20 protein-coding genes are annotated in these 24,286 nt (G+C 47.7%); 4 read left to right on the forward strand and 16 right to left on the reverse strand.

Annotated elements, in window-relative coordinates; all coding sequences use genetic code 11:
• Positions 1 to 22: 22 nt before the first annotated feature.
• The 6 genes from pafA to CIP100161_RS06085 form a co-directional block, all read right to left on the reverse strand.
• Complete coding sequence (gene pafA / locus CIP100161_RS06060; RefSeq protein ID WP_166443150.1) at positions 23 to 1,489, reverse strand: Pup--protein ligase; 1,467 nt, start codon at positions 1,487 to 1,489, stop codon at positions 23 to 25.
• Complete coding sequence (locus CIP100161_RS06065; RefSeq protein ID WP_155872787.1) at positions 1,467 to 1,661, reverse strand: ubiquitin-like protein Pup; 195 nt, start codon at positions 1,659 to 1,661, stop codon at positions 1,467 to 1,469. Before CIP100161_RS06065 ends, pafA begins: the two co-directional genes overlap by 23 nt.
• 58 nt (positions 1,662 to 1,719) lie before the next feature.
• Entirely contained in the window at positions 1,720 to 3,246 is a 1,527-nt protein-coding gene (gene dop / locus CIP100161_RS06070; RefSeq protein ID WP_155872789.1) for a depupylase/deamidase Dop, read from the reverse strand.
• Positions 3,243 to 4,772 carry a proteasome ATPase gene (gene arc / locus CIP100161_RS06075; protein WP_155872791.1) on the reverse strand — a complete coding sequence of 510 codons (1,530 nt, stop codon included), beginning with the start codon at positions 4,770 to 4,772 and terminating at the stop codon, positions 3,243 to 3,245. Before arc ends, dop begins: the two co-directional genes overlap by 4 nt.
• A 97-nt stretch (positions 4,773 to 4,869) precedes the next feature.
• On the reverse strand, positions 4,870 to 5,706 hold the full coding sequence (locus tag CIP100161_RS06080) for a tRNA (adenine-N1)-methyltransferase (RefSeq protein ID WP_155872793.1): 837 nt from the start codon (positions 5,704 to 5,706) through the stop codon (positions 4,870 to 4,872).
• Between the two features lie 6 nt (positions 5,707 to 5,712).
• The gene (locus tag CIP100161_RS06085) at positions 5,713 to 6,981 is read right to left on the reverse strand and encodes a M18 family aminopeptidase (RefSeq protein WP_332068168.1); all 1,269 of its coding nucleotides are present in this window, start codon (positions 6,979 to 6,981) and stop codon (positions 5,713 to 5,715) included.
• A 192-nt stretch (positions 6,982 to 7,173) separates the two neighbouring features.
• Here CIP100161_RS06085 and CIP100161_RS06090 point away from each other — a divergent pair, with 192 nt between their 5' ends.
• Positions 7,174 to 8,040, forward strand: a complete 867-nt coding sequence (locus tag CIP100161_RS06090) for a RecB family exonuclease (protein WP_155874544.1) — start codon at positions 7,174 to 7,176, stop codon at positions 8,038 to 8,040.
• Between the two features lie 93 nt (positions 8,041 to 8,133).
• Positions 8,134 to 8,403, forward strand: a complete 270-nt coding sequence (locus CIP100161_RS06095) for a HigA family addiction module antitoxin (RefSeq protein ID WP_155874545.1) — start codon at positions 8,134 to 8,136, stop codon at positions 8,401 to 8,403.
• Positions 8,404 to 8,463: 60 nt separating this feature from the next.
• Here CIP100161_RS06095 and CIP100161_RS06100 read toward each other — a convergent pair whose 3' ends face one another.
• The 10 genes from CIP100161_RS06100 to CIP100161_RS06145 all read right to left on the reverse strand — a co-directional run bounded on the left by CIP100161_RS06100 (position 8,464) and on the right by CIP100161_RS06145 (position 21,932).
• Positions 8,464 to 10,116, reverse strand: a complete 1,653-nt coding sequence (locus CIP100161_RS06100) for a formate--tetrahydrofolate ligase (RefSeq protein WP_155872797.1) — start codon at positions 10,114 to 10,116, stop codon at positions 8,464 to 8,466.
• Between the two features lie 137 nt (positions 10,117 to 10,253).
• A complete protein-coding gene (aspA, locus tag CIP100161_RS06105) occupies positions 10,254 to 11,828 on the reverse strand; it encodes an aspartate ammonia-lyase (RefSeq protein WP_155872799.1) in 1,575 nt (524 codons plus the stop codon).
• Between the two features lie 276 nt (positions 11,829 to 12,104).
• Positions 12,105 to 13,412, reverse strand: coding sequence for an anaerobic C4-dicarboxylate transporter (locus CIP100161_RS06110; protein WP_155872801.1), 1,308 nt, complete (start codon positions 13,410 to 13,412; stop codon positions 12,105 to 12,107).
• A gap of 360 nt (positions 13,413 to 13,772) precedes the next feature.
• Positions 13,773 to 14,618 (reverse strand): ATP phosphoribosyltransferase, encoded by an 846-nt coding sequence (hisG, locus tag CIP100161_RS06115; RefSeq protein ID WP_155872803.1) that lies wholly within the window; start codon positions 14,616 to 14,618, stop codon positions 13,773 to 13,775.
• A gap of 80 nt (positions 14,619 to 14,698) precedes the next feature.
• Positions 14,699 to 14,962 (reverse strand): phosphoribosyl-ATP diphosphatase, encoded by a 264-nt coding sequence (locus tag CIP100161_RS06120; protein ID WP_155872805.1) that lies wholly within the window; start codon positions 14,960 to 14,962, stop codon positions 14,699 to 14,701.
• Positions 14,963 to 14,980: 18 nt separating this feature from the next.
• Positions 14,981 to 15,676 carry an HAD family hydrolase gene (locus tag CIP100161_RS06125; RefSeq protein WP_155872807.1) on the reverse strand — a complete coding sequence of 232 codons (696 nt, stop codon included), beginning with the start codon at positions 15,674 to 15,676 and terminating at the stop codon, positions 14,981 to 14,983.
• 43 nt (positions 15,677 to 15,719) lie between these two features.
• The gene (metH, locus tag CIP100161_RS06130; protein WP_155872810.1) at positions 15,720 to 19,322 is read right to left on the reverse strand and encodes a methionine synthase; all 3,603 of its coding nucleotides are present in this window, start codon (positions 19,320 to 19,322) and stop codon (positions 15,720 to 15,722) included.
• A 75-nt stretch (positions 19,323 to 19,397) separates the two neighbouring features.
• On the reverse strand, positions 19,398 to 19,793 hold the full coding sequence (locus CIP100161_RS06135) for a hypothetical protein (RefSeq protein ID WP_155872812.1): 396 nt from the start codon (positions 19,791 to 19,793) through the stop codon (positions 19,398 to 19,400).
• Positions 19,794 to 21,038 carry a cysteine--1-D-myo-inosityl 2-amino-2-deoxy-alpha-D-glucopyranoside ligase gene (gene mshC, locus CIP100161_RS06140; RefSeq protein WP_155872814.1) on the reverse strand — a complete coding sequence of 415 codons (1,245 nt, stop codon included), beginning with the start codon at positions 21,036 to 21,038 and terminating at the stop codon, positions 19,794 to 19,796.
• A gap of 45 nt (positions 21,039 to 21,083) precedes the next feature.
• Positions 21,084 to 21,932 (reverse strand): undecaprenyl-diphosphate phosphatase, encoded by an 849-nt coding sequence (locus tag CIP100161_RS06145; protein ID WP_174775788.1) that lies wholly within the window; start codon positions 21,930 to 21,932, stop codon positions 21,084 to 21,086.
• 182 nt (positions 21,933 to 22,114) lie between these two features.
• Here CIP100161_RS06145 and CIP100161_RS06150 point away from each other — a divergent pair, with 182 nt between their 5' ends.
• Together CIP100161_RS06150 and CIP100161_RS06155 are read left to right on the forward strand one after the other, a co-directional pair.
• Entirely contained in the window at positions 22,115 to 23,113 is a 999-nt protein-coding gene (locus tag CIP100161_RS06150) for a YncE family protein (RefSeq protein ID WP_155872818.1), read from the forward strand.
• Positions 23,114 to 23,152: 39 nt separating this feature from the next.
• A complete protein-coding gene (locus CIP100161_RS06155) occupies positions 23,153 to 24,268 on the forward strand; it encodes a quinone-dependent dihydroorotate dehydrogenase (protein ID WP_155872820.1) in 1,116 nt (371 codons plus the stop codon).
• Positions 24,269 to 24,286 lie beyond the last annotated feature (18 nt).

Consider the following 24,286-nt stretch of genomic DNA (forward strand, 5'->3'; position numbering starts at 1 on the left):
CAAGCCTCCATGTTATCCGCACCTATGAATTGGCAGTTTCTGTATTGTACGAATCTGCATGAGCTCTCATGTAGCTAATGAGTTGATCCACACGGTCATCCGTGTTTTCAAATGGATCAGTAAGCTCAATAATTTGAGGTTCTGGTCGGTTTACTTTAAGCCGCAGCCAATCAGCAGATATGGGCGCGTTAAGATGTCTAGCCGCAGCTAAAAACTCTCCGCGCAGAGCTGCGCGGGTGGTTGACGGCGCAATGCGTGTGGCATTTTCTATATCGGTATCGTTGATCCACCTATTGACTAACTGCTTCGATTCCAAAACAGGAAAAATGCCTCGGTCAAGGCGAATATCGTGGTATGCCAAATCTAATTGCGCCAATTTTGGATGAGTAAAGTCAGACTCACTGCAACCAATGCGACGCTGAGCTCGGCGCAATAGCGATAATTTGATAGCCCAGTCGATATCCCGAGATAGAGCTTGGAGATCGTTCGATTCGATAGCCGAGATAGTATCGAGCCACAATGACACAACCTTGTGCATTTCAGTGTTTGGCGTTCCTTCTGCGTCGTCGCGTTGCTCGAGCCAGCGCAGAGCTTTTTCGGCATATCGACGCTGGATTTCAATGGCTGCCATCGATGTTCCGTTTTTCAGCGGCACTGGAGCCATGCCGGTAATATCTCGAGAGATTTCCCTAATGGCGGCAATTTCATTGCTCAGCTCAAGGTCATGGCTTAAAACACCAGCTTCAATCATCTCAAGGACCAGTTGTGTGGAGCCTATCTTCAACGCACATGTTGTCTCGGACATGTTTGAATCGCCGACGATGACATGGAGTCTTCGAAAACGATGGGAATCTGCATGCGGTTCATCTCGAGTATTAATAATTGGACGGGACCTAGTGGTGGCGCTAGATACGCCCTCCCACACGTGGTCAGCTCGTTGAGAGACTTGAAATTGCCCATCTTGGATCGATCCAGCTCCGCAAATAAGCTGACGGGTAATTAGAAACGGCAGAAGTTGTTTTCCCAGAGTTTTGAGGACAACGTCTCTGCTTACAAGATAATTCTCATGGCAGCCGTAGGAATTTCCGAGCGAGTCAAGATTGTTCTTAAATAGGTAAACCCTGCCTCCAATTCCTTCCGCTGCTAGTGCAGTTTCCGCCCGTCGTGCTAATTGATCAACAATTTTATCGCCAGCACGGTCATAGGCGATTAACTGGGAAAGCGAATCACATTCGGCAGAAGCATATTCGGGGTGGGAACCCACGTCCAAGTATAGCCGCGCCCCGTTGGGGATAAACACGTTGGAGCCTCCCCATTCCTCCACAACGGGACGGAACATATAGCGTGCTACCTCATCCGCACCGAAGCACCGACGACTGTTGACGCCGACACAAGTGATTCCGTATTCGGTCTCTATGCCCGTGATTCGTCGTGTAAAAACTGTGCGTTCGTGCTCGCCCACGGATTTACTGTCCACCTTTCTGAACATAGGAACGAACGAACTCTTCAGCGTTTGATTCCAAAAGACCGTCAATTTCGTCCAAAAGATCATCAACTCCAGCAGTGTTGATACTTACTTGACCAGCTGAAACCCCATGAGTGTCAGTATCGTCAGAGTGTCCATTGCCGCCGGAATGAATTTGGCTACCGTTCTGGTTCATAATGATTGCTCCTTAAAAGATCTAAGTTATTAGCGTACCCTTGCATGAGAACAAAGTTTTATGTCAAGGAAATAGTTGTGACCGGTAACCACTGAGACAAAATAGTGGCAGCCTCTTTGGCTGAAGAGGCAGTGTCGACAGTGGTGATTGCTTCCGTCGATAGTGATTGAACCACTGGCATTTTGATCTTTGTAGCTTGATCACTAGACGTTTGAAGTGTGATGGAATCCCAACTTGCTTGGACAACGCTGTCAGGAAAACGTGAGATTAAGCTGCCCCGTAAATAAGCACGGCTACCTTTTGGCGGTGACCAAGCAGCATTATTAATCTGCTCGGTAGACACTAGAGTTCTCATGCGACCTTTGCGGACGAGCGCATGATAAAGGCTTTTAGCCGGATCAATATCAGCGTACTGCAGATCGATGAGCTGAATCTTAGGATCATCAATCGATACTCCACGCTTAATGAATGAAGAAATAAGCTGCCACTTGGCACACCAGTCAAGTCGGTCGGCAGCATAGAAAGGTCCCTTATGCAGCAAATCCAGTATCTCAGACCATTCCTTCAAAACGTCAAGATCGTCATCTGACTGTGGAGATACGCGTTTGCGGTACTCGTCGAGGAGCTCGAGTGCCGTCAAAGTTCTTCCATCGCGAAGGACAATTTTGTGCGTAAGCGTGAGATCATGTGAAATCGCACTTACCTCTGCGACCGGATTGGCAACCGCAAGGTCGGAAAAATCAATTCCAGATTCAATCGCGCCGAGCACTAACGAAGTCATGCCAATTTTCAAAAAGGTAGAAGTTTGCGACATATTGGCATCGCCGATGATGACATGCAGGCGACCAAAATGCTCACTATCTGCATGCGGTTCATCGCGGGTATTGATAATGCCACGATTAAGCGTTGTTTCCAGTGAAATTTCTTGCTCAATATAATCGGCACGTTGGCTAATCTGGAAACCAGATTTTTCGCCATGTTGCCCTAATCCGACTCGACCCGCTCCAATGATTACTTGCCGAGTAATGAAAAAGGGAATTAAACCTGAAGCAATCTCTTCAAAAGGAGTTGCGCGATCATAGAGGTAATTTTCGTGGCTACCATAGCTGGCGCCTTTACCGTCCACATTGTTTTTATAAATTTTTAGTGGTGGACATGGATCATGATGTTCTAACACCGAATGCTTACGCTGGGAATTTTCAGCAACAAGTTCCACTGCACGATTCATTATTACGTCACCTGCGGCGTCGTAGAGCATCGCCTCGAAAGCAGAACTTGTTTCAGGCGATGAATACTCTGGGTGCGCGTGGTCAACATAAAACCGTCCTCCGTTAATGAGAACTGAATTAGCTACGCCCAAAGCATGAGGATCCACGACCGGAACTGTGCGGTAACGACGTAAATCGAAGCCACGAAGATCTCTTAGTGGTGATTCTTCTGAAAAGTCCCAACGAGCTTGAGACGCGCACCGCTCCCCCAACGAAAACGCCACCACTGCATGAGTCGACGTGACGATAGGGCTCAGTATGGTGTTTGACGGGGTCGCTATTCCGTATTCTGTCTCTGTACCAACAAATCTGCTCATCGTTGTCCTCCCAGTACTCGGGCGTGTGCTACTCGAAGTCCATGGCGGCCGATGATACGACTCCAATCATCAGGATTAGATGTATTCGGCAAGTCTTCACTCTCATGATTTTCAGCGTCAATCGCTGCAATCAGGTGTTCTGAGGCAACTCCTGAGTGTCGGCCTGCGATATGGTCTTTGATCGCACATTTTTTTGCACGATCGACAATGTTGGCGATCATCGCCCCTGAAACAAAATCCCGATAGTGCAGGATTTCAGTGCTGCCATCGATTAACGACAATTCCACATAGGGATTATCAGCATAAAGATGATCGACAGCATTATTTATCAGTGAATCAATAGGCTCAGCAGTCGGAATGTTCTGTTTCAAATGGCGTGCGAAAACGTCACGGGCTGCTTGTTTATCAGGACGTTCTACACGAATCTTCACGTCTAAACGGCCTGGACGCAAAATAGCTGGATCAATTAATTCTTCACGATTTGTAGCACCGATGATGATGACATTGCTTAAGGATTCTACGCCATCAAGTTCAGTTAAAAGTTGCGGAACCACGGTGGTTTCCATATCAGAGCTAACTCCAGATCCTCTGGTACGGAAAATCGACTCCATTTCATCAAAAAATACGATGACAGGACGTCCCTCTTCAGCGAGTTCGCGGGCTCGCTCGAAAATCAGTCGAATTCGACGTTCAGTTTCACCGACATACTTGTTCAGCAGTTCGGGACCTTTGACATTAATGAAATAACTACGGTTACCCGCTCCAATTCTTTGCGCCAAAGAATTGGCCACGGCTTTAGCGATCAAAGTTTTACCACAACCAGGTGGACCATAGAGCAAAACTCCCTTGGGAGGCTTGAGATCATAAGCACGATAAAGATCAGGCTGAGTAAACGGAAGTTCTACAGCATCATGAATAAGCTCAATCTGGCTATCTAGACCGCCGATATCTGCATATGTCACATCAGGAACTTCTTCCAGCGCCAATGTGGACACTTCCGTTTTGGGTATTACTTCGAAGGCATAGCCGGCGCGTGGATCGACGAGGAGCGTATCACCTGCTTTAGGCAGCTTATCGACGCCTTCTGTCAGTGCTGCGGCAAGGTTAACAACGCGCTCTTCGCCGGTATGATCGCAGATTAAACCACGATTATCAGCGAGAAGTTCTACTAGTGTAGCCAGTTGTCCAGTAGTACTTATGTCGCATACTTCTACTACTTGACTTGCCTCGCCCAAGCGAACCTGCACACCAGGAACCAGTTCGGCTTTTTCTACATCAGGTGATATTCGTAAACGCATGTGTCGACCGGCGGTAAAAACCTCTGCAGTTTCTCGACCCCCAGAAAATTCAAGAAACGTGCCATACGTGGACGGAGGAGCTGCTAAATCCTCCAGCTGATCCTGCAAAATAGACAGCTTGTCCCGAGAAGCCTTGAGCAATTCAGCTAATTTCGCATTACGTGCGCTCAGGTCCGAAATGGTTCGTTGCAGATGCGCCGTCGACTCGGATGGATCAGATGTAAGCATGACCCTTACCTTACTAATTTCCCAACACTGGTGTTGTCATTAGACGGCAATAAGCGGCACCTTTTTTAAAGGTGCCGCTTAAAAGCCTGCTGGGAGCCTACTTACGTGCACGTCGCTGCGGACGTGGCGGGACGGTGCCGTCGGCAAGTCGACGTGTCCAAATCAAGAATGCAGTGTGAGCATTCATACGGTGTTCAGGGCGCGTAGCCAACCCTTCTACGCGCCATTCACGGACGAGAGATTCCCAAGCGCGAGGCTCGGTAAAACATTTAAGTTCGCGAATTCCCTCCATGACCTTCATTAGCTGAGGGACAGTCGCTACATACGTCATGAGAACTCCGCCGGGGATGAGCAATCGAGACGCTGTCTCCAAACACTCCCAAGGGGCGAGCATATCCAAGATGATGCGGTCCACTGGACCGCCCAGATCTTCAACCGATACTTCCTGCAAATCGCCTAAGCGAGGGGACCAAGTTTCAGGACGGTAACCGAAAAACTCATCAACGTTATTTTTGGCGTATTCAAGGTGGTCTTCTCTGATTTCATAAGAAAAGACATGTCCCTCGTTGCCAACAGCCCGCAATAGCGCCATCGAGAGAGCACCTGAGCCTGCGCCGGCTTCTAACACCTGCGCGCCGGGAAAAATATCTCCTTCGACCAAAATTTGGGCAGAATCTTTGGGATAAATCACTGCAGCGCCGCGAGGCATAGAAAGCACGTGATCGACCATCAAGTGTCTGAAACACAGATATTCGTATCCTTGCTGAGATTTAACGACAGTACCCTCATCGTTTCCAATGATATCGTCATGATGAATCATGCCTTTATGTGTGTGATGCGCACCGCCTGATTCAAGAACAATCGTTGCATGCCGGCGCTTAGGATCTGTGAGTTGTACGCGGTCACCAGGCTGAAATGGTCCAGAGTTTGCCATGAGAATTTAACCTACCAGATACGCATGCAGACACCGTGATAGCCAATAGATGTCTGTAATGCTGGCTAATTCTCGAGCAGAGTGCATGGAGAGCAACGGAACACCGACGTCTACAGTAGGAATACCCAGCCGAGTTGCCGTTATAGGGCCAATAGTCGAACCGCATGGGACGCTGTTATTTCCCACGAAGACTTGATGATTACTCCCAGCTTTCATGCTAGCGCGCATCCACATAGCTTCTGTTTCAGTATTGGATGCATATCGTTGGTTCGCATTGATTTTCAATGCAGGACCACCACCCATAACAGGATGATTTAATGGATCGTGTTGATGCGCATAATTTGGGTGAATTGAGTGAGCTGCATCTGCCGAAATACATGTGGAGCGTGTGATCATTTGCTTGGTTTTTTCAGCGTCTGCACCTAATCCAGCAGCTGTTCTGGTTAGGACGTCTTCTAAAATAGGTCCGGCAGCCCCAGTTGTTGTGGCACTCCCAACTTCCTCATGGTCAAAAGCGGCGAAAACAAGAATGTCCTTCATCGGTGCACGGCCGAGTACATTATCTTCAGCTGCCTCCACAAATGCTTTAAGTCCAGGAAATACGCTGGAAAGATTATCCAATCGTCCTGCAGCAAGAAAATCCGAGGTTGCTCCAAAAATTTCACCAGGTTGGGCATCTGCCGTAATCAAATCATGCGAAATAATCTCTTCTTTGTTAACGCCTGCTGCCGTTGCGATTACATCCATAATGGACAAATCTGGTTCGCCAACGGCAAATATCGGTTGGGTATGACGCTGACGATCAATGGATAACGACGTGTTTGCGTCTCGGTCTAAATGAATAGCAAGGTGCGGAATTCTTAGTACAGGAGCAGTAGCGACAGTGCGTGAGGAGCCGTCGATAAGCCCGATTCGACCGGCTAAAACTAGTTCACGATCGAACCATGAAGCTAAAATAGGGCTACCATAGACCTCTACTGATGCTTGTTGCCATCCCGCAGACACAAGATTAGGGTGATATTTCAGCTTAAAACCAGGTGAATCGTTATGTGCACCGATGATCCTAAAGCCCGACGAAGTATCAGCTGATGCCGGGATATACCATGCCATCAGTGCCGCACCGCGAATCATAAAATGACCGCCTGGGGTGCTGTCCCAATCGCCTGATTCATCTACCTCATGAAATTCTGCTTCTTGTAGCAACTGTGCGCCTTGTTGAGCAGCATGAAAAGAACTAGGGGAATTAGCGATGAAACTAACTAGTTCCCAAGCCATAGCTTCGATTTGTGAACGAACGTGTTCGCTGTGTTCCAGATCAGCTTTAGGAATACCGCAACGATCAGATAATGATGAACCCATAATCAACTAGTCTAACCTTCCCATAGCCTAAACAACGCGTGTTTCTTTTTCTAGCGTGGGACTAGCAACATGCAAATCTCTGACTAGCCTCATACAATATTGGACTTGATGACAACCTCAACTTCTTCCGCTTCTCCCCTCGCATTATCGCCTTCTCGTGCTAATGATTATCAGCAATGCCCATTGCTGTACCGCTTTCGTGCCATTGACAGACTTCCAGAGCCCAAAACCATAGCCCAAGTCAAAGGCACCCTCGTACATGCCGTGCTTGAAGAAATGCATGGTTGGTCTCGAAATGAGCGACTTTTCCCAGCTGCAGTCAAACGATTGAAACCCCATTGGGCATTAATGTGCAGCAAAGATTCTGAATTAGTTTCGCTGGTGCCAGAAGAAGATACTTATGATTTTCTCGTAGAATGCCGCTCCCTTCTTCGAGGATACTTTGAGATGGAAAACCCTCAAGGATTCGATGCACTGGCATGTGAAATGTACGTCAATGCGACATTGCCTAACGGAGTACCTGTCAGAGGATTCATCGACCGAGTTGATAAAGCTCCGACGGGTGAAATTCGCGTCGTGGACTATAAAACGGGTAAAAAGCCAATTCCTCGTTTTAGCCAGCAAGCTCAATTCCAAATGCGCTTTTATGCTCTGGTGTATTGGCGAATCTACGGACGTATCCCAGATCAGTTGCGGTTGATGTATCTCAAAGTCGCCGACTCGATGTTTCTTACTCCATCACGCGAAGAACTCGAATATTTCGAACGTGATATCCAAGAACTATGGGAGAAAATTGTCACTGACGGACAAACCGGTCAGTTTCGCCCCAAAACTTCGAAACTCTGTGGCTGGTGTTCATTTCAGAACCTTTGCCCAGCTTTTGACGGAACACCGCCAGCCTATCCAGGTTGGCCAGGCATAGCTGATGCTCCTCAGTGTTCCACTGTCAATACCTCAAAGGGTTTGACAGGCTAACCAAGGTAGAGCTAGAAGCCTAGTCACGCATAGCATGGAATAAGACTACAGCTATTGCAGGAAAGGGTGGAAAGTATTGTGCTGAATTCCAGAATGTCGAGTGCACACGCTCCGTTCAATCCAGTGCCCCGCCATCCTGGCAAGGTGCTGGAGAACGAGTACCTTGTGCCACAAAAGATCTCACATTATGATCTTGCCAAACAACTACATGTTACAGAAACCTCTCTCGATCACTTCATTGCGGGAGAAACCGACATAGATGATGTTTTGGCTTTCGGTCTTGCTCATGTTTTTAGAGAGTCACCAGAATTATGGATTCGCAGACAACAAGATTGGGATACTTTTTTAGAGCAAGAGCGCTAGATGAAAGATCAAAGCGGGAAGCATCCATTGTATGGTGACTGCTTCCCGCTTAATTACCTTTTAGAAAAGGCCTTTAATTTCACCGTTTTCAACTCCGATATTTTCGGCGGCTGGTTTTTTCGGAAGCCCAGGCATGGTCATAACATCGCCGGTAAGGGCAACGATAAATCCTGCACCGATTCGTGGCAATAAATTGCGAACGTGAAGAGTATGTCCTTCCGGGCGCCCTAGCTGAGATGGATCATCACTAAACGAATATTGCGTCTTGGAAATACATACCGGCAAGCGATCCCATCCATTTTCTTGCAAATAAGCCAGATCTTGACGCGCTTGCTTAGACAACTCAACATCTGCCGCGCCGTAGATTTTTTGCGCAATTGTGAGAAGTGATGCTTCAATTCCCTGTTCGGGGTCATAAAGGTGATGCGAAGTTTGATTTTGCATCGAGACTGCGACTGCGTCGGCAAGTTCCAACGCCCCTCGCCCACCATGAGCCCAAACTTCGACCGGAATCAATTGAACCGACATGGTTTCAGCCCAAGCTTTGAGCTGATTGATTTCTGCATCAGTGTCCGAGGCAAATTTATTCAGCGCAACAATTGGTTCGATACCAAACGCGCGAATATTTTCAACGTGCCGTTCGAGATTGACGACTCCAGATGCAAGAGCGCCAAGGTTTTCGGTTGTGAGCTCATCTTTAGGAACGCCGGCGTTGTATTTGAGGGACCTTACCGTGGCGACAACTACGGTTGCAGCTACATTGAGGTTGCCCACACGCGACTTGATATCAAAGAACTTTTCAGCACCAAGATCGGACCCAAATCCAGCTTCCGTCAGTACAACATCACCGAGCGACAGCGCTATTTTTGTAGCGATAAGAGAGTTACAACCATGGGCAATATTTGCGAATGGTCCACCGTGGCACAACGCTGGGGTTCCACCCAATGTTTGCACTAAATTCGGATTGATTGCATCACGGAGCAATGCTGCAAGTGCTCCTTGCGCATTAAGTTGACCAACGGTAACAGGTTCACCGCTGAATGTCTGGCCGACGACAATGCGTGCCAAGCGTGCTTCCAAATCTGTGAGATCTGCTGCCAGACATAGGATTGCCATGATTTCGCTCGCGGCTGTAATCGTGAATCCTGTTTCAGTTGGTACTCCATGTGCTTTGCCGCCTAAGCCAGTGACGACTTTGCGTAAAGAGCGGTCATTTACATCAAGGCACCGTTGCCAAGTAATCCTGCGGACATCAATTCCAAGAGCATTTCCTTGGTGAATATGATTATCAATCATGGCTGCCAGTGTGTTGTTGGCTGCTGTGATTGCGTGAAAGTCTCCGGTGAAATGCAGATTGATATCTTCCATAGGAACGATCTGCGAATATCCACCACCTGCGGCTCCGCCCTTAATTCCCATTACAGGGCCTAGAGAAGGTTCCCGAATGGCAACAATAGAATTATGGCCGCGTAATCGCATTGCGTCCGAAAGGCCAATGAGGACAGTCGATTTGCCCTCGCCGGCTGGGGTCGGAGAAATTCCTGTCACGAGCACGAGTTTTCCAGTGCTCTCGCGGGGAATCCGATTGATATCTATTTTCGCTTTTGTAAAGCCATAAGGAATCAGAGCATCGGAAGGTACTCCAGCTCGATTGGCAATGTCAGTGATGGGCTCGAGGGTGTGAGCTTGGGCAATTTCAACGTCCGTCGGCATTGGCGATTCGATGCTTTCTAGTTGAGGTACTGGTGGACAAGCACTAACAAAGGAGTATCGATGGCTGAGCAAATTAATAAGCCTCGACACCCTTGAACTATCAGTTTAGGGCATCGAGGCTTATTCGACTGAAAAAACTAGTTATCTAGGTAGAGGGTTCCACGAAAGGAAGGATGCATTAGATTTTCCTTGGACAGGATTTGGTTCAACGTCTCTTCATCCATGAGTCCCTTTTCTAACACAAGCTCACGTACGGACTTGCCGGTCTCAGCAGCTTCCTTACCAATCACGTCACCCATATGGTGACCGATGAAAGGGTTGAGATAGGTGACGATACCAATGGAATTATCTACGTAGGCGCGGCATACGTCAGCATTTGCAGTGATGCCTTCAACGCACTTGTGCTGAAGGGTAACTGCGGCATTACCAAGAATTCGAATCGACTCAAACAGGGCTTGGCCGATAACAGGTTCCATCACATTGAGCTGGAGCTGGCCAGCTTCTGCTGCCATGGTAACGGTAAGATCGTTACCAAAAACCTTGAAGCAAACTTGATTAACAACCTCAGGGATAACAGGGTTGACCTTTGCAGGCATGATTGATGAACCTGCAGCTCGGGCGGGAAGATTAATCTCGTTGAGACCTGCGCGTGGTCCGGAGCTTAGCAGTCGTAGGTCATTGCAGATCTTAGAGAGCTTCATTGCGGTACGCTTAACAGCTGCATGAGCGAGGACATACGCACCGGTGTCTGAAGTAGCTTCAATAAGATCGCGTGCAGACTTAATTTCCAAGCCGGTGCACTCAGACAATGCGGCTACAACCTGATAACGGTAACCCGCTGGAGTGTTCAAGCCGGTGCCGATGGCAGTTGCGCCCAAGTTAACTTCCTTGAGCCGGTCGGAGGCCATACGCAGAACGCCTTGCTCCTCAGCCAAGTTGTGAGCAAATGCTTGGAATTCCTCACCTAAAGTCATAGGCACAGCATCTTGGAGCTGTGTGCGACCCATCTTCAGAATATCGGTGAACTCATCGCCTTTGGCATGGAATGCAAACTGTAGATCGTCAATACGAGTGATCAGTTCCTGCATAGCTTCATAGACGCCCAAACGGAATCCTGTTGGGTAGGCATCATTAGTTGATTGGCTCATGTTGACGTCATCATTGGGGTTAATGATGTCGTAGGATCCCTTGGGCTTGCCCAGATGCTCCAGTGCTAGGTTGGCAATAACCTCATTAGTGTTCATGTTGACGCTTGTGCCAGCGCCTCCTTGGAACACATCGATTGGGAACTGATCCATGCAACGACCGTGATCCAAGATTTGATCGCAAGCCCATACAATGGCATCGCACTTGTCTTTCGGCAGCGTGTGGAGACGGCGGTTGGCAAGCGCGGTAGCCTTCTTAACCTGAACCATGCCACGAATGAACTCTGGCACATCATTAATTGTGGTGCTAGAAATCTTGTAATTGTCGATGGCACGAAGAGTATGGACGCCATAATAAACGTCGTCTGGAACTTCCATCTCCCCCAAGAGATCTTCTTCGATACGGAAGCCTGGTGCAGCTTTCTTAGTGGCGTGTTTTGTCGTTACGTCTGCCGCAATGGGAGCATCGTTTACTTTCTCTGCGGTGCCTTCGGTTTTTCCGTCGAGAACATCATTGGTTACCTCGACGTTTTTCGAGCCCTTTGTGTTTTTAGCTTGGGAAGCCATTCAAACTCTCCTGTTGTAGTGGGTGGGCGATTTCTTACATTTAAAGGGTACGTCAAAATAAGGAATTATGCACCCGATAATTAATTAGAAATTGATAGCTCTACCTGCTGTTAGTTAGATATTTCAACCTTTTCCACGTCAAAGCGCATTTGAGAAAAACAAAAACCACCATTTTTAAAATGGTGGTTTTTGTCACCCTAGATTGAGGTGATATTTCGATATTTGATGATTAGAAATCAATCTTTGACTAGATGATGGATTGCAATGAAGTGTGAATTAGAGAATAAGCCCGCCAAATAGGAATCCCAATGCCACGGATATCGCGATACCAACAGTTCCAGGAATGAGGAATGGGTGGTTAAACACTGCTTTACCGATTCTTGTCGAACCTGTATCGTCCATCTCAACCGCAGCCAATAGGGTTGGGTACGTTGGTAGGACGAATAGAGCTGATACAGCGGCAAACGAGGCAATGACAGTCAATGGGGAGACGCCGATAGCCAGTGCAGCGGGTATTAACGCCTTAGCGGTTGCAGCCTGCGAATAGAGCAGTGCAGCAGCAACGAAGAGAACAACCGCAAGCATCCAAGGTGAGCGTTCGAGAATGTCACCCGAGAACCCCTTAATTCCTTCGATATAGTGGTTGATCAAGGTTGTTCCCAACCATGCGACGCCAAGAACACAGACACACGCGGACATTCCGGAGCGGAATACCTGAGTATTCAAAATATCGCCGGCTGGGATCTTGCAAGCCATAACGGTGATTGTCGCTGCGGTGAGCATCATAGACATAATCGCTTCGTTACGAGGCAACGCAGGATCCGTAATTAGTCCTACTTGATCGGAAATCAATGTGGCGTACACCATAACGGCAATAATGGCTACGAGGAAAATTCCCACCGAAAGCTTGGCTGCACTTGTTGGAACATATGACTGTTTCTTGCCAGGGGCGGCAACGAGGCCATCAGCAAGGCGCTGTTGATAAACCGGATCATCATATAGGTCTTTTCCAAGACGATTGCATAGCCAAGCAGTCGGGAAGATAGCAAGAAAAGTTGCAGGGATAACGATTGCTAAAAGGGACAGGTACCCTACCCCCAAAGGCTCCAGCGCGGAGGCCAAAAAGACGACTGCTGCAGAAATTGGAGATGCTGTAATCGCCATTTGAGATGCTGGAACGGCAACTGAAAGTGGTCGCGAAGGACGCACTCCAGATTCTTTAGAAACTTCCACGATCACCGGAAGCGTTGAAAACGCTGTATGCCCTGTTCCCGCAAACAAGGTCATTAGGTAGGTAACCACAGGCGCGACATAGGTAATGTGCTTAGGATTCTTACGCAAAGCACGCTCAGCTAAATGCACCAAGTAATCCATGCCACCGGCACGCTGCATAGCAGAAATCGCTGCAATAACCGCCATGATGATACCAATAACATCGAAGGGAATGTCTTCCTTTGTTACCGGCACCCCAGTGGCGCCGAGAAGAAGGACTCCGATGCCACCGGCAAAACCGATAGCAATTGAGCCGAGTCGCGCACCGAGGACAATTGCGGCGAGTACGATGAGAATGTGGACGAAAACCACTGTGACACCCGACCTTTACATATCTCAGGTCTGCATTATGCAGGTATGAATAGCGACGAAATGTCGCTGGAGGGACACTACAAATTTCCGCTAATGCAGAAATCAGCTTCTCTCCTATCGTGCACTTATGAAACTGGTTATAGCAACCTAGTCTTTAATAGAAATAAGCCGGATAGCGTGCGTCGGATTAGGTAAATATCACAAGATAAATCATTTTGTAAGGTCATAGTGCATTTCCGCCACAATAGTTAGCCAATTGACAAATTGATCACACTATAAAGATATAGAAATAAAACTGCACATTAGGTGATATCACCATTAATGTGCAGTTAATTTATTTTTAAAAAATGATATGGCCGACTACAAGCGTGCAATACGAATTTCAGAAGCCAAAATCGCTTGAGCACCTAACTCAGAAAGTTGGTCCATGATGTGGTTGGCTTCTTTCCGTGGCACCATTGCCCGCACCGCTACCCAATTTTCACGGGCCAGTGGTGAGACGGTGGGGCCTGAAATGCCTGGCGTGATTTTTTCAGAAGCGGCAAGATTAACCCGATCAATGTTGTAATCGAGCATGAGGTAATTTTGAGCATGCAGGATGCCCTCGATGCGACGAAGGAAAACCTTTTGCTCATTGTCAACCGTATTTTCTTTTTGACCGACAATAACGGCTTCGGATTGGCAAATCACGTCGCCGAAAGCAGCGAGACCTTGTTTGCGCAGTGTACGGCCTGTTGAAACTACGTCAGCGATGACATCCGCTACGCCAAGTTTAATCGAGATTTCCACAGCGCCATCAAGTCGAATAACAGTTGCGTTAATGCCACGTGCTTGCAAATCATCCCGAACTAAATTGGGGTATGAGGTTGCGATGCGCTTGCCTTCGAGCATCTCAACAGTCCATTTTTGACCTGCAGGAGCTGCATATCTAAAGGATGAATTGCCAAATCCGAGACTCATCACTTCTTCAACGTTTGCATGGGAATCGGTAGCGAGATCGCGACCAGTGATGCCGAGGTCAAGTTGCCCCCCAGCAACATAAATCGCGATGTCTTTAGGACGAAGAAAAAAGAATTCTACGTCATTCGTTTTGTCATAAACATTGAGAGTCTTAGACTCGCCTCGGCCGGCATAACCCGCCTCGGCGAGAATCTCTACTGCAGCCTCAGACAAAGAACCTTTATTTGGGATAGCAATTTTCAGCATATATTTGTGTAGCCTTATCAAAATAAATAGGGGTAAGCATACGGCAAAACCTAGCTAAAAAATCTGTTTACCTGCAGTAATTAAAGATATTTATAAATATCTTCCGGAGTCAGGCCACGTTTGATCATGATGACTTGTGCCCAGTACATAAGTTGTGAGATCTCTTCAGCGAGTTCTGCATCGCTTTGATATTCGGCGGCAAGCCATACTTCACCGGCCTCTTCGATCACTTTCTTACCTAAAGAGTGGAGGCCCGAGTCTAAAGCAGCAACCGTGCCGGAGCCTTCAGGTCGCTTTTCTGCTCGTTCGGCAAGTTCATGGTAAAGGGTATCGAAATTTTTCACCCCTTCAGTATGACATACCTATTGAGCATTCGGTGACAAAGTTGCGTACCATTGCATAATTTCTTCGGCAGATACACCACGAAAATCTGCAGTTCCGTGTAGCTGTGATAACGGAACAACGCCTTCGGGTAATGGCTGGTCATTCAAGTGATCAACAATAGAGACTACGGTGCAGCCGGCTGCTAATCCACCGAGCATTCCACTCTTTGAATCTTCAAAGACAATGCACCCTTCTGGAGGCACTCCCAGTGCTTGCGCCCCTTTAAGATACATATCAGGAGCAGGTTTTGGATTAGCGACTTCATCGCCGCACACCGTCGCCTTAAAGTATTCGATCCCCACTGCTCGTATGGAGTGATTTGCGATTGACCGAATGGTGTTTGTTGCAATCGCCATGGGAATCTCAGCATTTCGGCATGACTCAAGTAGTTCTTTAATTCCAGGATTGGGCATAAGGGAACTATCGAATTTTTCCGTGACGTAATCTGACATAAACGATCGCCAGGAGTTTTTGGCTTCAGAATCCAATTTGATTCCAGCGTTACTGGCACAAAGACTAACAGTGAAATCAAAGCTAGAGCCAACAGTTTCCTGCTGCTGCACTGCTGTTAGGCGTTTACCCATTGCCGCACTCATTGCAAAAGTGGCTTGAGCCCAAATTCCTTCAGAATCGACAAGAGTGCCGTCCATATCCCATAAAATTCCGCGAAGCATAAGTCTTAGGCTAGCAATCGACCTATGCTACGCGGTCTACTAGTTACACATTGAAGTATTTTGCTTCTGGGTGATACAACACGAATGCATCTGTTGATTGCTCTGGATGCAGCTGAAACTCTTCTGAAATATCTACCCCGATCCGACGCGAGCCAAGCAAATTTACCAAGGTTTCGCGATCTTCGAGATTTGGGCAGGAACCATAACCAAAGGAATAACGAGCACCTCGATATTTAAGATTAAAAAATTCCTGCAGATCAGTGGAATCTTCGTCACCCGCATGAGAGCCATCGGAAAGCGACAATTCGTGGCGGATACGGGCATGCCAATACTCTGCAAGTGCTTCCGTAAGTTGCACACCGACACCATGAACTTCGAGATAGTCACGGTAATTATTATCAGCAAAAAGGACGTTGGCAAAGTCCGCAATCGGTTGTCCCATAGTCACCAATTGAAGCGGGAATACGTCTATCGTTTTTGTCTTGATTGCGTGATCACGGGACCTAATGAAGTCGGCGACGCAAAGAAACTTTCCGCGTTGTTGTCGAGGAAAATCGAAACGTGCTACCTCTGCAGAAGTTGGATCTGGAGTTTCAAGAAGAATCACCGTATCACCTTCAGAAACTGCTGGGAAATATCCGTAGACCACGGCAGCGTGATCAAGTATTTTTTCAGCCTTGAGTCTGTCGATCCAGTAACGCAGTCGTGGTCGGCCTTCAGTTTCTACAAGTTCTTCATAACTTGGTCCCTCTGTGCCACGAGTCGCTTTCAAGCCCCAACGACCCATGAACAGCGCGCGTTCGTCGAGAAGCGGTAGATACTCAGATAAATTGATGCCTTTGACAATTCGGGTTCCCCAGAAAGGCGGTGTTGCGATTGGCGTGTCAGTTGCAACTTCGGATCGTTCTGGGACCGCGATAGGAACTTCCTTTGCTTTACGCTGCGCAACAATTTGCTTTGAACGTTCTCGACGTGCTTTTCTCTCAGCTTTTTTCTTAGCGGCTGCAAGAGCTTCTGACGACTGGGGATCGAGGCGCTCTCCCCTAGCTTCAGCCATAAATTCTTGCATTAGGCGAAGAGATTCGAATGCATCTTTTGCATAGTGAACATTACCGTCGTAGACCTCGGTGAGGTCATCTTCTACATATGCGCGCGTAAGCGCTGCACCACCAAGAATGACAGGATAGTCAGATTTTTGTGCTTGGTTCATTTCTTGGAGATTTTCTTTCATGATCACCGTAGATTTAACCAATAGCCCGGACATACCAATAGCATCCGCTTTGTGTTTCTCAGCGGCCTCTAGGATGTTTGCTATAGGTTGCTTGATGCCAATATTGACAACATTAAAACCATTATTTGAAAGAATAATGTCGACAAGGTTCTTTCCAATGTCATGGACGTCACCTTTTACTGTCGCAATGACAATTGTTCCATTACCTTCGCCAGCATCTTTATCCGCTTCCATGAACTGCTCGAGATAAGCGACCGCATGCTTCATCGTCTCAGCAGATTGCAGGACGAATGGCAATTGCATTTGGCCTGAACCAAAGAGATCACCAACGGTTTTCATTCCTTCTAGGAGATCCTCGTTGATAATTTGCAGCGGTTCTTTTTCTTTCATACCTGCATCGAGGTCATCCTCGAAACCAGCCTTTTCACCATCAATGATACGTTGAGCGATCCGCTCGAATAACGGCATAGCTGCTAGTGCTTCTGCCCGCGCATCGCTTGCGCTAGCTGCAGATACTCCTTCAAATAAGCGCATGAAAGTTTGAAGAGGATCATAACTTTCAGACCTTCGGTCGTACACCATGTCGAGAGCAACCCGTCGCTGTTCCTCATCGATACGATTCATGGGAACAATCTTTGACGAATGCGCAATAGCCGAATCGAGTCCTGCTTCAATGCACTCGTTCAAAAATACGGAATTGAGAACTTGACGTGCTGCTGGGTTCAGTCCAAAAGAGATGTTGGATAGTCCCAAGGTGGTGTGAATTTTAGGATGACGTTTTTTTAGCTCGCGAATTGCTTCGATAGTCTCGATACCGTCTCGACGCGTTTCTTCTTGGCCGGTTGAGACAGGGAAAGTAAGCGTATCGACGATAATGTCGCTTTCGTCTAACCCCCATGTCGACGTAATGTCGGCTATAAGCCGCTCGGCAATTTCAATCTTCTTTTCGGCAGTGCGCGCCTGCCCTTCTTCGTCGATGGTAAGCGCGACTACTGCAGCTCCATGGCGTTTGACCAACCGCATAATGCGTTGATAGCGAGAATCTGGGCCATCACCATCTTCAAAGTTCACAGAATTTACTGCACATCGACCGCCTAAGTGTTCGAGTCCTACTTGGATAACATCCGGCTCAGTAGAATCAATCATGATGGGAAGAGTTGAGCTAGTTGCTAACAATGAAGCTAATTGAGCCATATCAGCTGTGCCGTCACGACCCACATAATCAACGCATAAATCAAGCATGTGGGCGCCATCGCGTGTTTGTTGCTTAGCAATATCGACACATTTTTCAAGATCACCTGCAAGCATCGCTTCGCGGAAAGCTTTAGAACCATTGGCGTTAGTTCGCTCACCGATCATGGTGATGCCAGTATCTTGTGTGAGATTCACACTGGTGTACAGACTCGATACTGCATCTCCCACATCGGGATTTCTGTCAGCCTGAAGTGCCGGTTGATACTCACTATCCCCAAGTACAGCCTTACGTACTTCACGAATATGGTCAGGCGTGGTACCACAGCAGCCTCCCACCATGCTGAGCCCGTATTCTTCAACGAATCCTCTCAGCGCACTTGCGAGTTCTTTTTCCGTTAGCGGGTATACAGCACCATTTTTACCTAGGACGGGCAAACCGGCATTAGGCATGACTGAAACCGGAATGTGAGCATTGCGAGACAAGTATCGAAGGTGCTCACTCATTTCGTCTGGACCAGTCGCACAGTTAAGACCAATCATGTCCACATTAAGTGGCTCAATTGCCGTAAGTGCAGCACCGATTTCGGACCCTAAAAGCATAGTGCCAGTAGTTTCAACCGTAACGTGACAAACTATGGGAATCTGAATACCAGAAGTCTCAAATGCACTTTGGCAACCATGTACAGCTGCCTTAACCTGAAGCAAATCTTGGGCGGTTTCAACCAAAATAGCATCTGCGCCGCCTTCGATCATGCCAAGTGCTGCCTCGGTGTAATGATTTTTCAACGCTTCATAGGGTGCGTGACCAAGTGAAGGCAGCTTTGTTCCAGGCCCCATCGAGCCTAAAACGAAACGTGGTGTGCCATCAGCGCTGGGGCCCATTTCATCAGCAACTTCTCGGGCAATTTTTACACCTTTAAACGCGAGTTCTCTACACCGATCGGCAATGTCATAATCGGCCAAATTGGGTAGGTTGCAACCAAAAGTATTCGTTTCAACCAAGTCGGCGCCCGCTTCAAAATAGGCACGGTGGATTGCGGAAACAACATCTGGCCGAGTGTGGTTAAGAATTTCGTTGCAGCCCTCGAACCCTAGAAAATCGGCTTCGACGTCAAGATCGAATCCTTGGAGCTGGGTACCCATTGCTCCATCACCGATCAGAACGCGATCTTTCATGGCGTCAAGAAATGTAGTTTTAAATTGGGGCGTGGCAGTGTTCATCAAATAGACAGCTTAGTATGCTTTTTGCATAATGCTCAACCATCACCCCAGTTTAGAGCCCCAAATTAAGCATTTTTATTCAAATTCAGGCAAATCCGATATCTCTTCATCGCTGAGCCCCAGATTCTTACACATGCCCTCTACCATGCCAATAAGCTGCGATTCTTCCTCCGGTTCGATTACCGCATACTCATATTCTGCATTGAAAGCAGCTAGCTCCGAATAAAAATTTCCAACTGTTGCAATAACATCCAAAGCTACTGAATTTGCTTGCGAACGAAAGTTCGCAATATCGATCATGCTTTGTACAAACGCAACGAGAATCCTTTTTAACTCAGGTAACGCCGAAACATCGAATGGCGGATCCCAGAACTCCTTTTCATCGGCACGGAGGTAGGCGCCGGTACCAAACTCCTCGAGGTCGTGCAAGAAGTCGTCAATAAATGAAAAATAGTTGGACATATCGGTCATTTAAATCTTTATTCCCATTAATGCATCCAAAGCCGCTGCCATGAGCACTCCAGCCTCGGTACGAGTTGAATCATTTGATGGGATTAATTTGGCCCAGTTATCTACTTCAGCAAAGACCGCGGGGGTGTCTAGGTCGTTAGCCAATAAAAGACGCATTTTTTGAATCATTTCTTGAACTTGTTGTACGTCTCGAGCATTATCAGCTGCAGCAATCCACGCTTGTCTGCGCTCCCGTGCGACTGTGAGGAGATCAGTCGACCAGTCACGATCGTCACGATAATGACCTGCAAAAACTCCAAGTCTAATGTCAGATGGATGATATCCCGCTGAGGTCAGCCGCGATACGAATACTAAATTGCCCAAGGATTTGCTCATTTTTGTGCCATCAAGTCCGATCATCCCTGTGTGCACATAGTGACCCGCCATTCGGGACTCGCCAAATGTTGCCTCAGCGTGAGCTGCCGAGAATTCGTGGTGAGGGAAGATAAGATCTGATCCGCCACCTTGAATTGCGAAATGGCTTCCCAAATGGTGTGTTGCGATCGCGGAACACTCGACGTGCCATCCAGGGCGCCCCGCCCCGAATGGTGCATCCCAAGAAGGTTCACCCGGTCGGTGTGCTCTCCATATAAGAGCATCAAGCGGATCCTTTTTCCCGATACGTTCGGGGTCTCCACCACGTTCAGCAAAAAAATGTTCCATTAGATCACGAGAATAATGGGACTCATACCCAAACTGAGTTGTCGCAGTTATGGATGCATAAATATCACGGTATGAGTCTGACTCAACGATGTAGGCTGAGCCATTGGCAAGCATGGCTTCCACCATTGAAATTACTTCAGGAATAGACTCCATGGCGCCAACATAATGGCGAGGAGGAATAACGCTAAGGTCCTCCATGTCTGATCTAAAAAGATCGATTTGGCTGGAACCTAAATCTCGCCAGTCGACGCCATCTCTTAATGCACGTTCAAAAAGAGGCTCATCGACGTCAGTGATGTTTTGAACGAAATGAACGCAGTGGCCGGCGTCGATAAGCTGCCTATTGATAAGGTCGAATGTCAAGTATGTCGCTGCATGTCCTAAATGTGTGGAGTCATAAGGGGTAATTCCGCACACATAAACCCCAACTTCTGGGGTGTCTACTTCAACAGGTTTAATTACTTGATCACTGGTATCAAACAAGGACAGTACAGCCGGTTTACCCGGCACTGAAGGGATTGTCGGCATGGGCCAAGATTGCATGCCATCAACATTACCTGTTGAAGCAGCAATGACACACTACAGTAGTTAGGCGGTTAGCATTCCGGTAGCTAGTAATGCCATGACGAGTAAACCGACGGGGATTCGATAAGCTGCAAACCAACTAAACGAGTGACTGCCAACGAATTTCAAAAGCCATGCGATGGAAGCATAGCCTAAGACAAAAGCAATTCCGGTACCTACAGCAAGTTGCATTCCTGAAGCCGCCTGTCCTGCGTGGGGAGCAAAGGCGTCGGGAAGCGAGAATAAGCCAGATGCTAATACTGCAGGGATAGCCAAAAGGAAACTAAAACGAGTCGCAACTTCCCTATCAAGGCCGACGAATAAACCTGCAGAAACGGTGCCACCTGACCGTGAAACGCCTGGTATCAATGCCAAACACTGTGCGCAGCCCATAATTATGGCGTCTTTCATTCTCAGTTGATCAAAGCTGCGACGCTTACTACCCCATTTTTCGGCAGCAATAAATACAAACGAAAAAAGGATTAAGACTGACGCTGTAATCCACATGTTTCGGAGATTGTCTCGAATAAGATCCTTGGCCAGCAGTCCTACGACGCTCACTGGCAATGTGCCAACAATGACCATCCATCCCATGCGGTAATCGAAACCTCGGTGGTTTTTATTAAAAAGGCCTCTAAACCAGCCAGTGAGAATCTTTGCAATATCTTTAGCAAAGTAAACGAGTACCGCTGCTTCAGTACCTAGTTGAACGACAGCAGTAAAACTTGCTCCAGCATCTTTGCCCCAAAAAAGCTCAGAGACAATTCGCAGATGTCCGGATGAACTAATAGGAAGAAACTCGGTGAGGCCTTGAACGATAGACAGCACAATTGTCTGGGACCAGCTTATTTGACTCGATGGATCGTGAGTCAGTGCTTGGGCTAATACATTTACATCAGTCACGGGGCACAAGAATACCTGTTTAAAGTCCAAAGTAAGCTAGTGATGTAGAACTACACGCATAGACCTACTCTTCCTCGGGTTTCAACTAGGAAGAAAGCAACTTACTGGTAACCTCTCTGGTTGTGAAACCTGCACTGTCTACGACTCTTAAAATGTGTACATTCTCTACTCTCTCCGCATTTGCATTGACCGCATGTAGCGGTAATGCAGAAACAACAAATGTGGCAGAAATTCAGCCTGACATGGGAAGCGCTACCGCAGCAACTTCCCCAAAGGCTACAAACCCCGAGGGAATTGTACTCAAGCGCAGTGCAATCGACGCGCTCCAAGCAGTGGGAAATTCGATTGGAATCAAAATGGGTTCTCACCTAGAGCTCGGATCTGCTTCGGATTTCGAAAAAGATAACACGACTAAAGTGTCTATTGACGCTGAATGCTTTGATATGACATCAAACGCGAAGGCTTTCATTGTTGCTTGTTCGGACGGGGTGCATTCTGTTGATCCAGTATCGGGCAAAGATTCAGTAATTGCTCACCCAACTGAAACTGCCCACTATGCAGTACAGGTGTCAACCGGAGAAGTTATCATTGCGCATCGCGATTCGAACAAGGTTGAGGTGTTCAACCATGGTGAAAAACTCTCCGAGACAGCAACTGAATACGGGTCTGATCAACTTGTTTCAGTTCCAATCGAAGGCCATGATGATGCAGTTGTCAGAATCAATAACAAATACACCTTGATTCAAGACGTAAATTGGAAAGAGTCAAAACCGGGTGCCATTCTGCGGGTAGGTAAAGGTGTCGGAAGGATATCTGCAGCCGAGCAAGGCGTTGTGCTCGCTTCAGACGCCAAGAAGAATCAGTTTGCAGTGTACGGTGCTAAGGACGTCATCCGGCTTCACCAAACCTCTCCCACTGGACCTAGCCCTTGGGGTATTGCTTGGGACCACAAGCATGACATGGCCTGGGTTGCTACCACTGGAGATAACAAGGTAACAGGTTACGATATTTCATCCGGAACAGGATCCGAAAAAAGCTCATATAACACCATCGAAAACGTCCACAACATTGCCGTGCTTGACGACGGTACGTTGGTGCTTGCATCCGCATCTGGAGCAGGTCTCCAACTTCTCAAGAGTCAAGCAGACTAATGCCCCCTCATCTTTAAAATAGTGAAAGGCTTATCCACCATGTCGGATTTTTCATCTCATCCTTTGCGAACAAAGGCGTACGCACTTGCACTAAAAGGGATGTTTACGATGTCCCCTGAGCGCATTCACCATATCATTACTCGTGGTATGCAATTAGTACAAGCAATTTCACCTTTACGGCGCGCACTGGGATCGATTCTTCCTGTCAACGATCCCATTTTGAGCCAAGAGGTGTTTGGTGTGACTTTCCCCCGGCCGCTTGGACTAGCCGCAGGATTTGATAAAAATGGTGAAGCTCCGGATGTGTGGGCAGCATTCGGCTTTGGTTATGCAGAATTGGGAACAGTGACAGCATCACCTCAACCTGGCAACCCTACTCCTCGGCTGTTCCGTCTACCTGCAGATAAAGCGATTTTGAACCGTATGGGATTCAATAATGTGGGAGCTGCTGAAGTAGCTAAGAATCTTAAACGACGTAAGTCTGATGCGGTTATTGGCATTAATATCGGTAAGACTAAGGTGGTTGCTCCGGAGGACGCCGTGAATGATTATCGACGATCAGCACTGCTTCTCGGCAACCTCTCAGACTATCTCGTTATTAATGTTTCGTCCCCAAATACTCCGGGGCTTCGAGATCTTCAAGCAGTAGAATCGCTGCGCCCGATAATCGCAGCGGTTCAAGAATCAACGTCTGTGCCAGTGCTAGTGAAAATAGCGCCAGATTTGTCTGATCATGACATAGACGCAGTAGCAGACCTAGCTGTCGAAATGGGAATTGCCGGCATCGTAGCGACTAATACGACCATTTCCCGCGATGAACTGAGCACTCCTCAGCAAACTGTTGCAGACATGGGAGCTGGCGGCATCTCAGGTGCTCCGGTAGCTCAGCGATCACTGGAAGTACTGGAACGCCTTTATGCACGCGTAGGAACGGAAATGGTGCTCATTGGAGTAGGAGGCATTTCAACACCACAGCAAGCATGGGATCGTATCGCCGCAGGAGCAACCCTGTTACAGGGTTACACAGGAATGATCTACGGTGGAGCAGATTGGATCAGAGATATTCATTTAGGAATTTCAGCCCAGTTGCGAGCCCACGGCCTCAACAACATTGATCAAGCCATCGGTTCGAAACTTCCATGGACGCTTCAATAAACTGATGCTCTTCAACAG

The sequence above is a fragment of the Corynebacterium rouxii genome (assembly GCF_902702935.1).
In the GTDB taxonomy this organism is placed as follows: domain Bacteria; phylum Actinomycetota; class Actinomycetes; order Mycobacteriales; family Mycobacteriaceae; genus Corynebacterium; species Corynebacterium rouxii.

Excerpts from the sequence above, each read along its gene's own strand:
- CIP100161_RS06065 (WP_155872787.1), bottom strand. The coding sequence starts at position 1,661 with ATGAACCAGAACGGTAGCCAAATTCATTCCGGCGGCAATGGACACTCT.
- CIP100161_RS06125 (WP_155872807.1), bottom strand. The coding sequence starts at position 15,676 with ATGCTTCGCGGAATTTTATGGGATATGGACGGCACTCTTGTCGATTCT.
- CIP100161_RS06095 (WP_155874545.1), top strand. The coding sequence starts at position 8,134 with ATGTCGAGTGCACACGCTCCGTTCAATCCAGTGCCCCGCCATCCTGGC.
- hisG (WP_155872803.1), bottom strand. The coding sequence starts at position 14,618 with ATGCTGAAAATTGCTATCCCAAATAAAGGTTCTTTGTCTGAGGCTGCA.
- metH (WP_155872810.1), bottom strand. The coding sequence starts at position 19,322 with ATGAACACTGCCACGCCCCAATTTAAAACTACATTTCTTGACGCCATG.
- CIP100161_RS06135 (WP_155872812.1), bottom strand. The coding sequence starts at position 19,793 with ATGACCGATATGTCCAACTATTTTTCATTTATTGACGACTTCTTGCAC.
- CIP100161_RS06155 (WP_155872820.1), top strand. The coding sequence starts at position 23,153 with ATGTCGGATTTTTCATCTCATCCTTTGCGAACAAAGGCGTACGCACTT.
- pafA (WP_166443150.1), bottom strand. The coding sequence starts at position 1,489 with ATGTTCAGAAAGGTGGACAGTAAATCCGTGGGCGAGCACGAACGCACA.
- dop (WP_155872789.1), bottom strand. The coding sequence starts at position 3,246 with ATGAGCAGATTTGTTGGTACAGAGACAGAATACGGAATAGCGACCCCG.
- mshC (WP_155872814.1), bottom strand. The coding sequence starts at position 21,038 with ATGCAATCTTGGCCCATGCCGACAATCCCTTCAGTGCCGGGTAAACCG.
- CIP100161_RS06100 (WP_155872797.1), bottom strand. The coding sequence starts at position 10,116 with ATGCCGACGGACGTTGAAATTGCCCAAGCTCACACCCTCGAGCCCATC.
- aspA (WP_155872799.1), bottom strand. The coding sequence starts at position 11,828 with ATGGCTTCCCAAGCTAAAAACACAAAGGGCTCGAAAAACGTCGAGGTA.
- CIP100161_RS06150 (WP_155872818.1), top strand. The coding sequence starts at position 22,115 with ATGTGTACATTCTCTACTCTCTCCGCATTTGCATTGACCGCATGTAGC.
- arc (WP_155872791.1), bottom strand. The coding sequence starts at position 4,772 with ATGCTTACATCTGATCCATCCGAGTCGACGGCGCATCTGCAACGAACC.
- CIP100161_RS06080 (WP_155872793.1), bottom strand. The coding sequence starts at position 5,706 with ATGGCAAACTCTGGACCATTTCAGCCTGGTGACCGCGTACAACTCACA.
- CIP100161_RS06085 (WP_332068168.1), bottom strand. The coding sequence starts at position 6,981 with ATGGCTTGGGAACTAGTTAGTTTCATCGCTAATTCCCCTAGTTCTTTT.
- CIP100161_RS06090 (WP_155874544.1), top strand. The coding sequence starts at position 7,174 with ATGACAACCTCAACTTCTTCCGCTTCTCCCCTCGCATTATCGCCTTCT.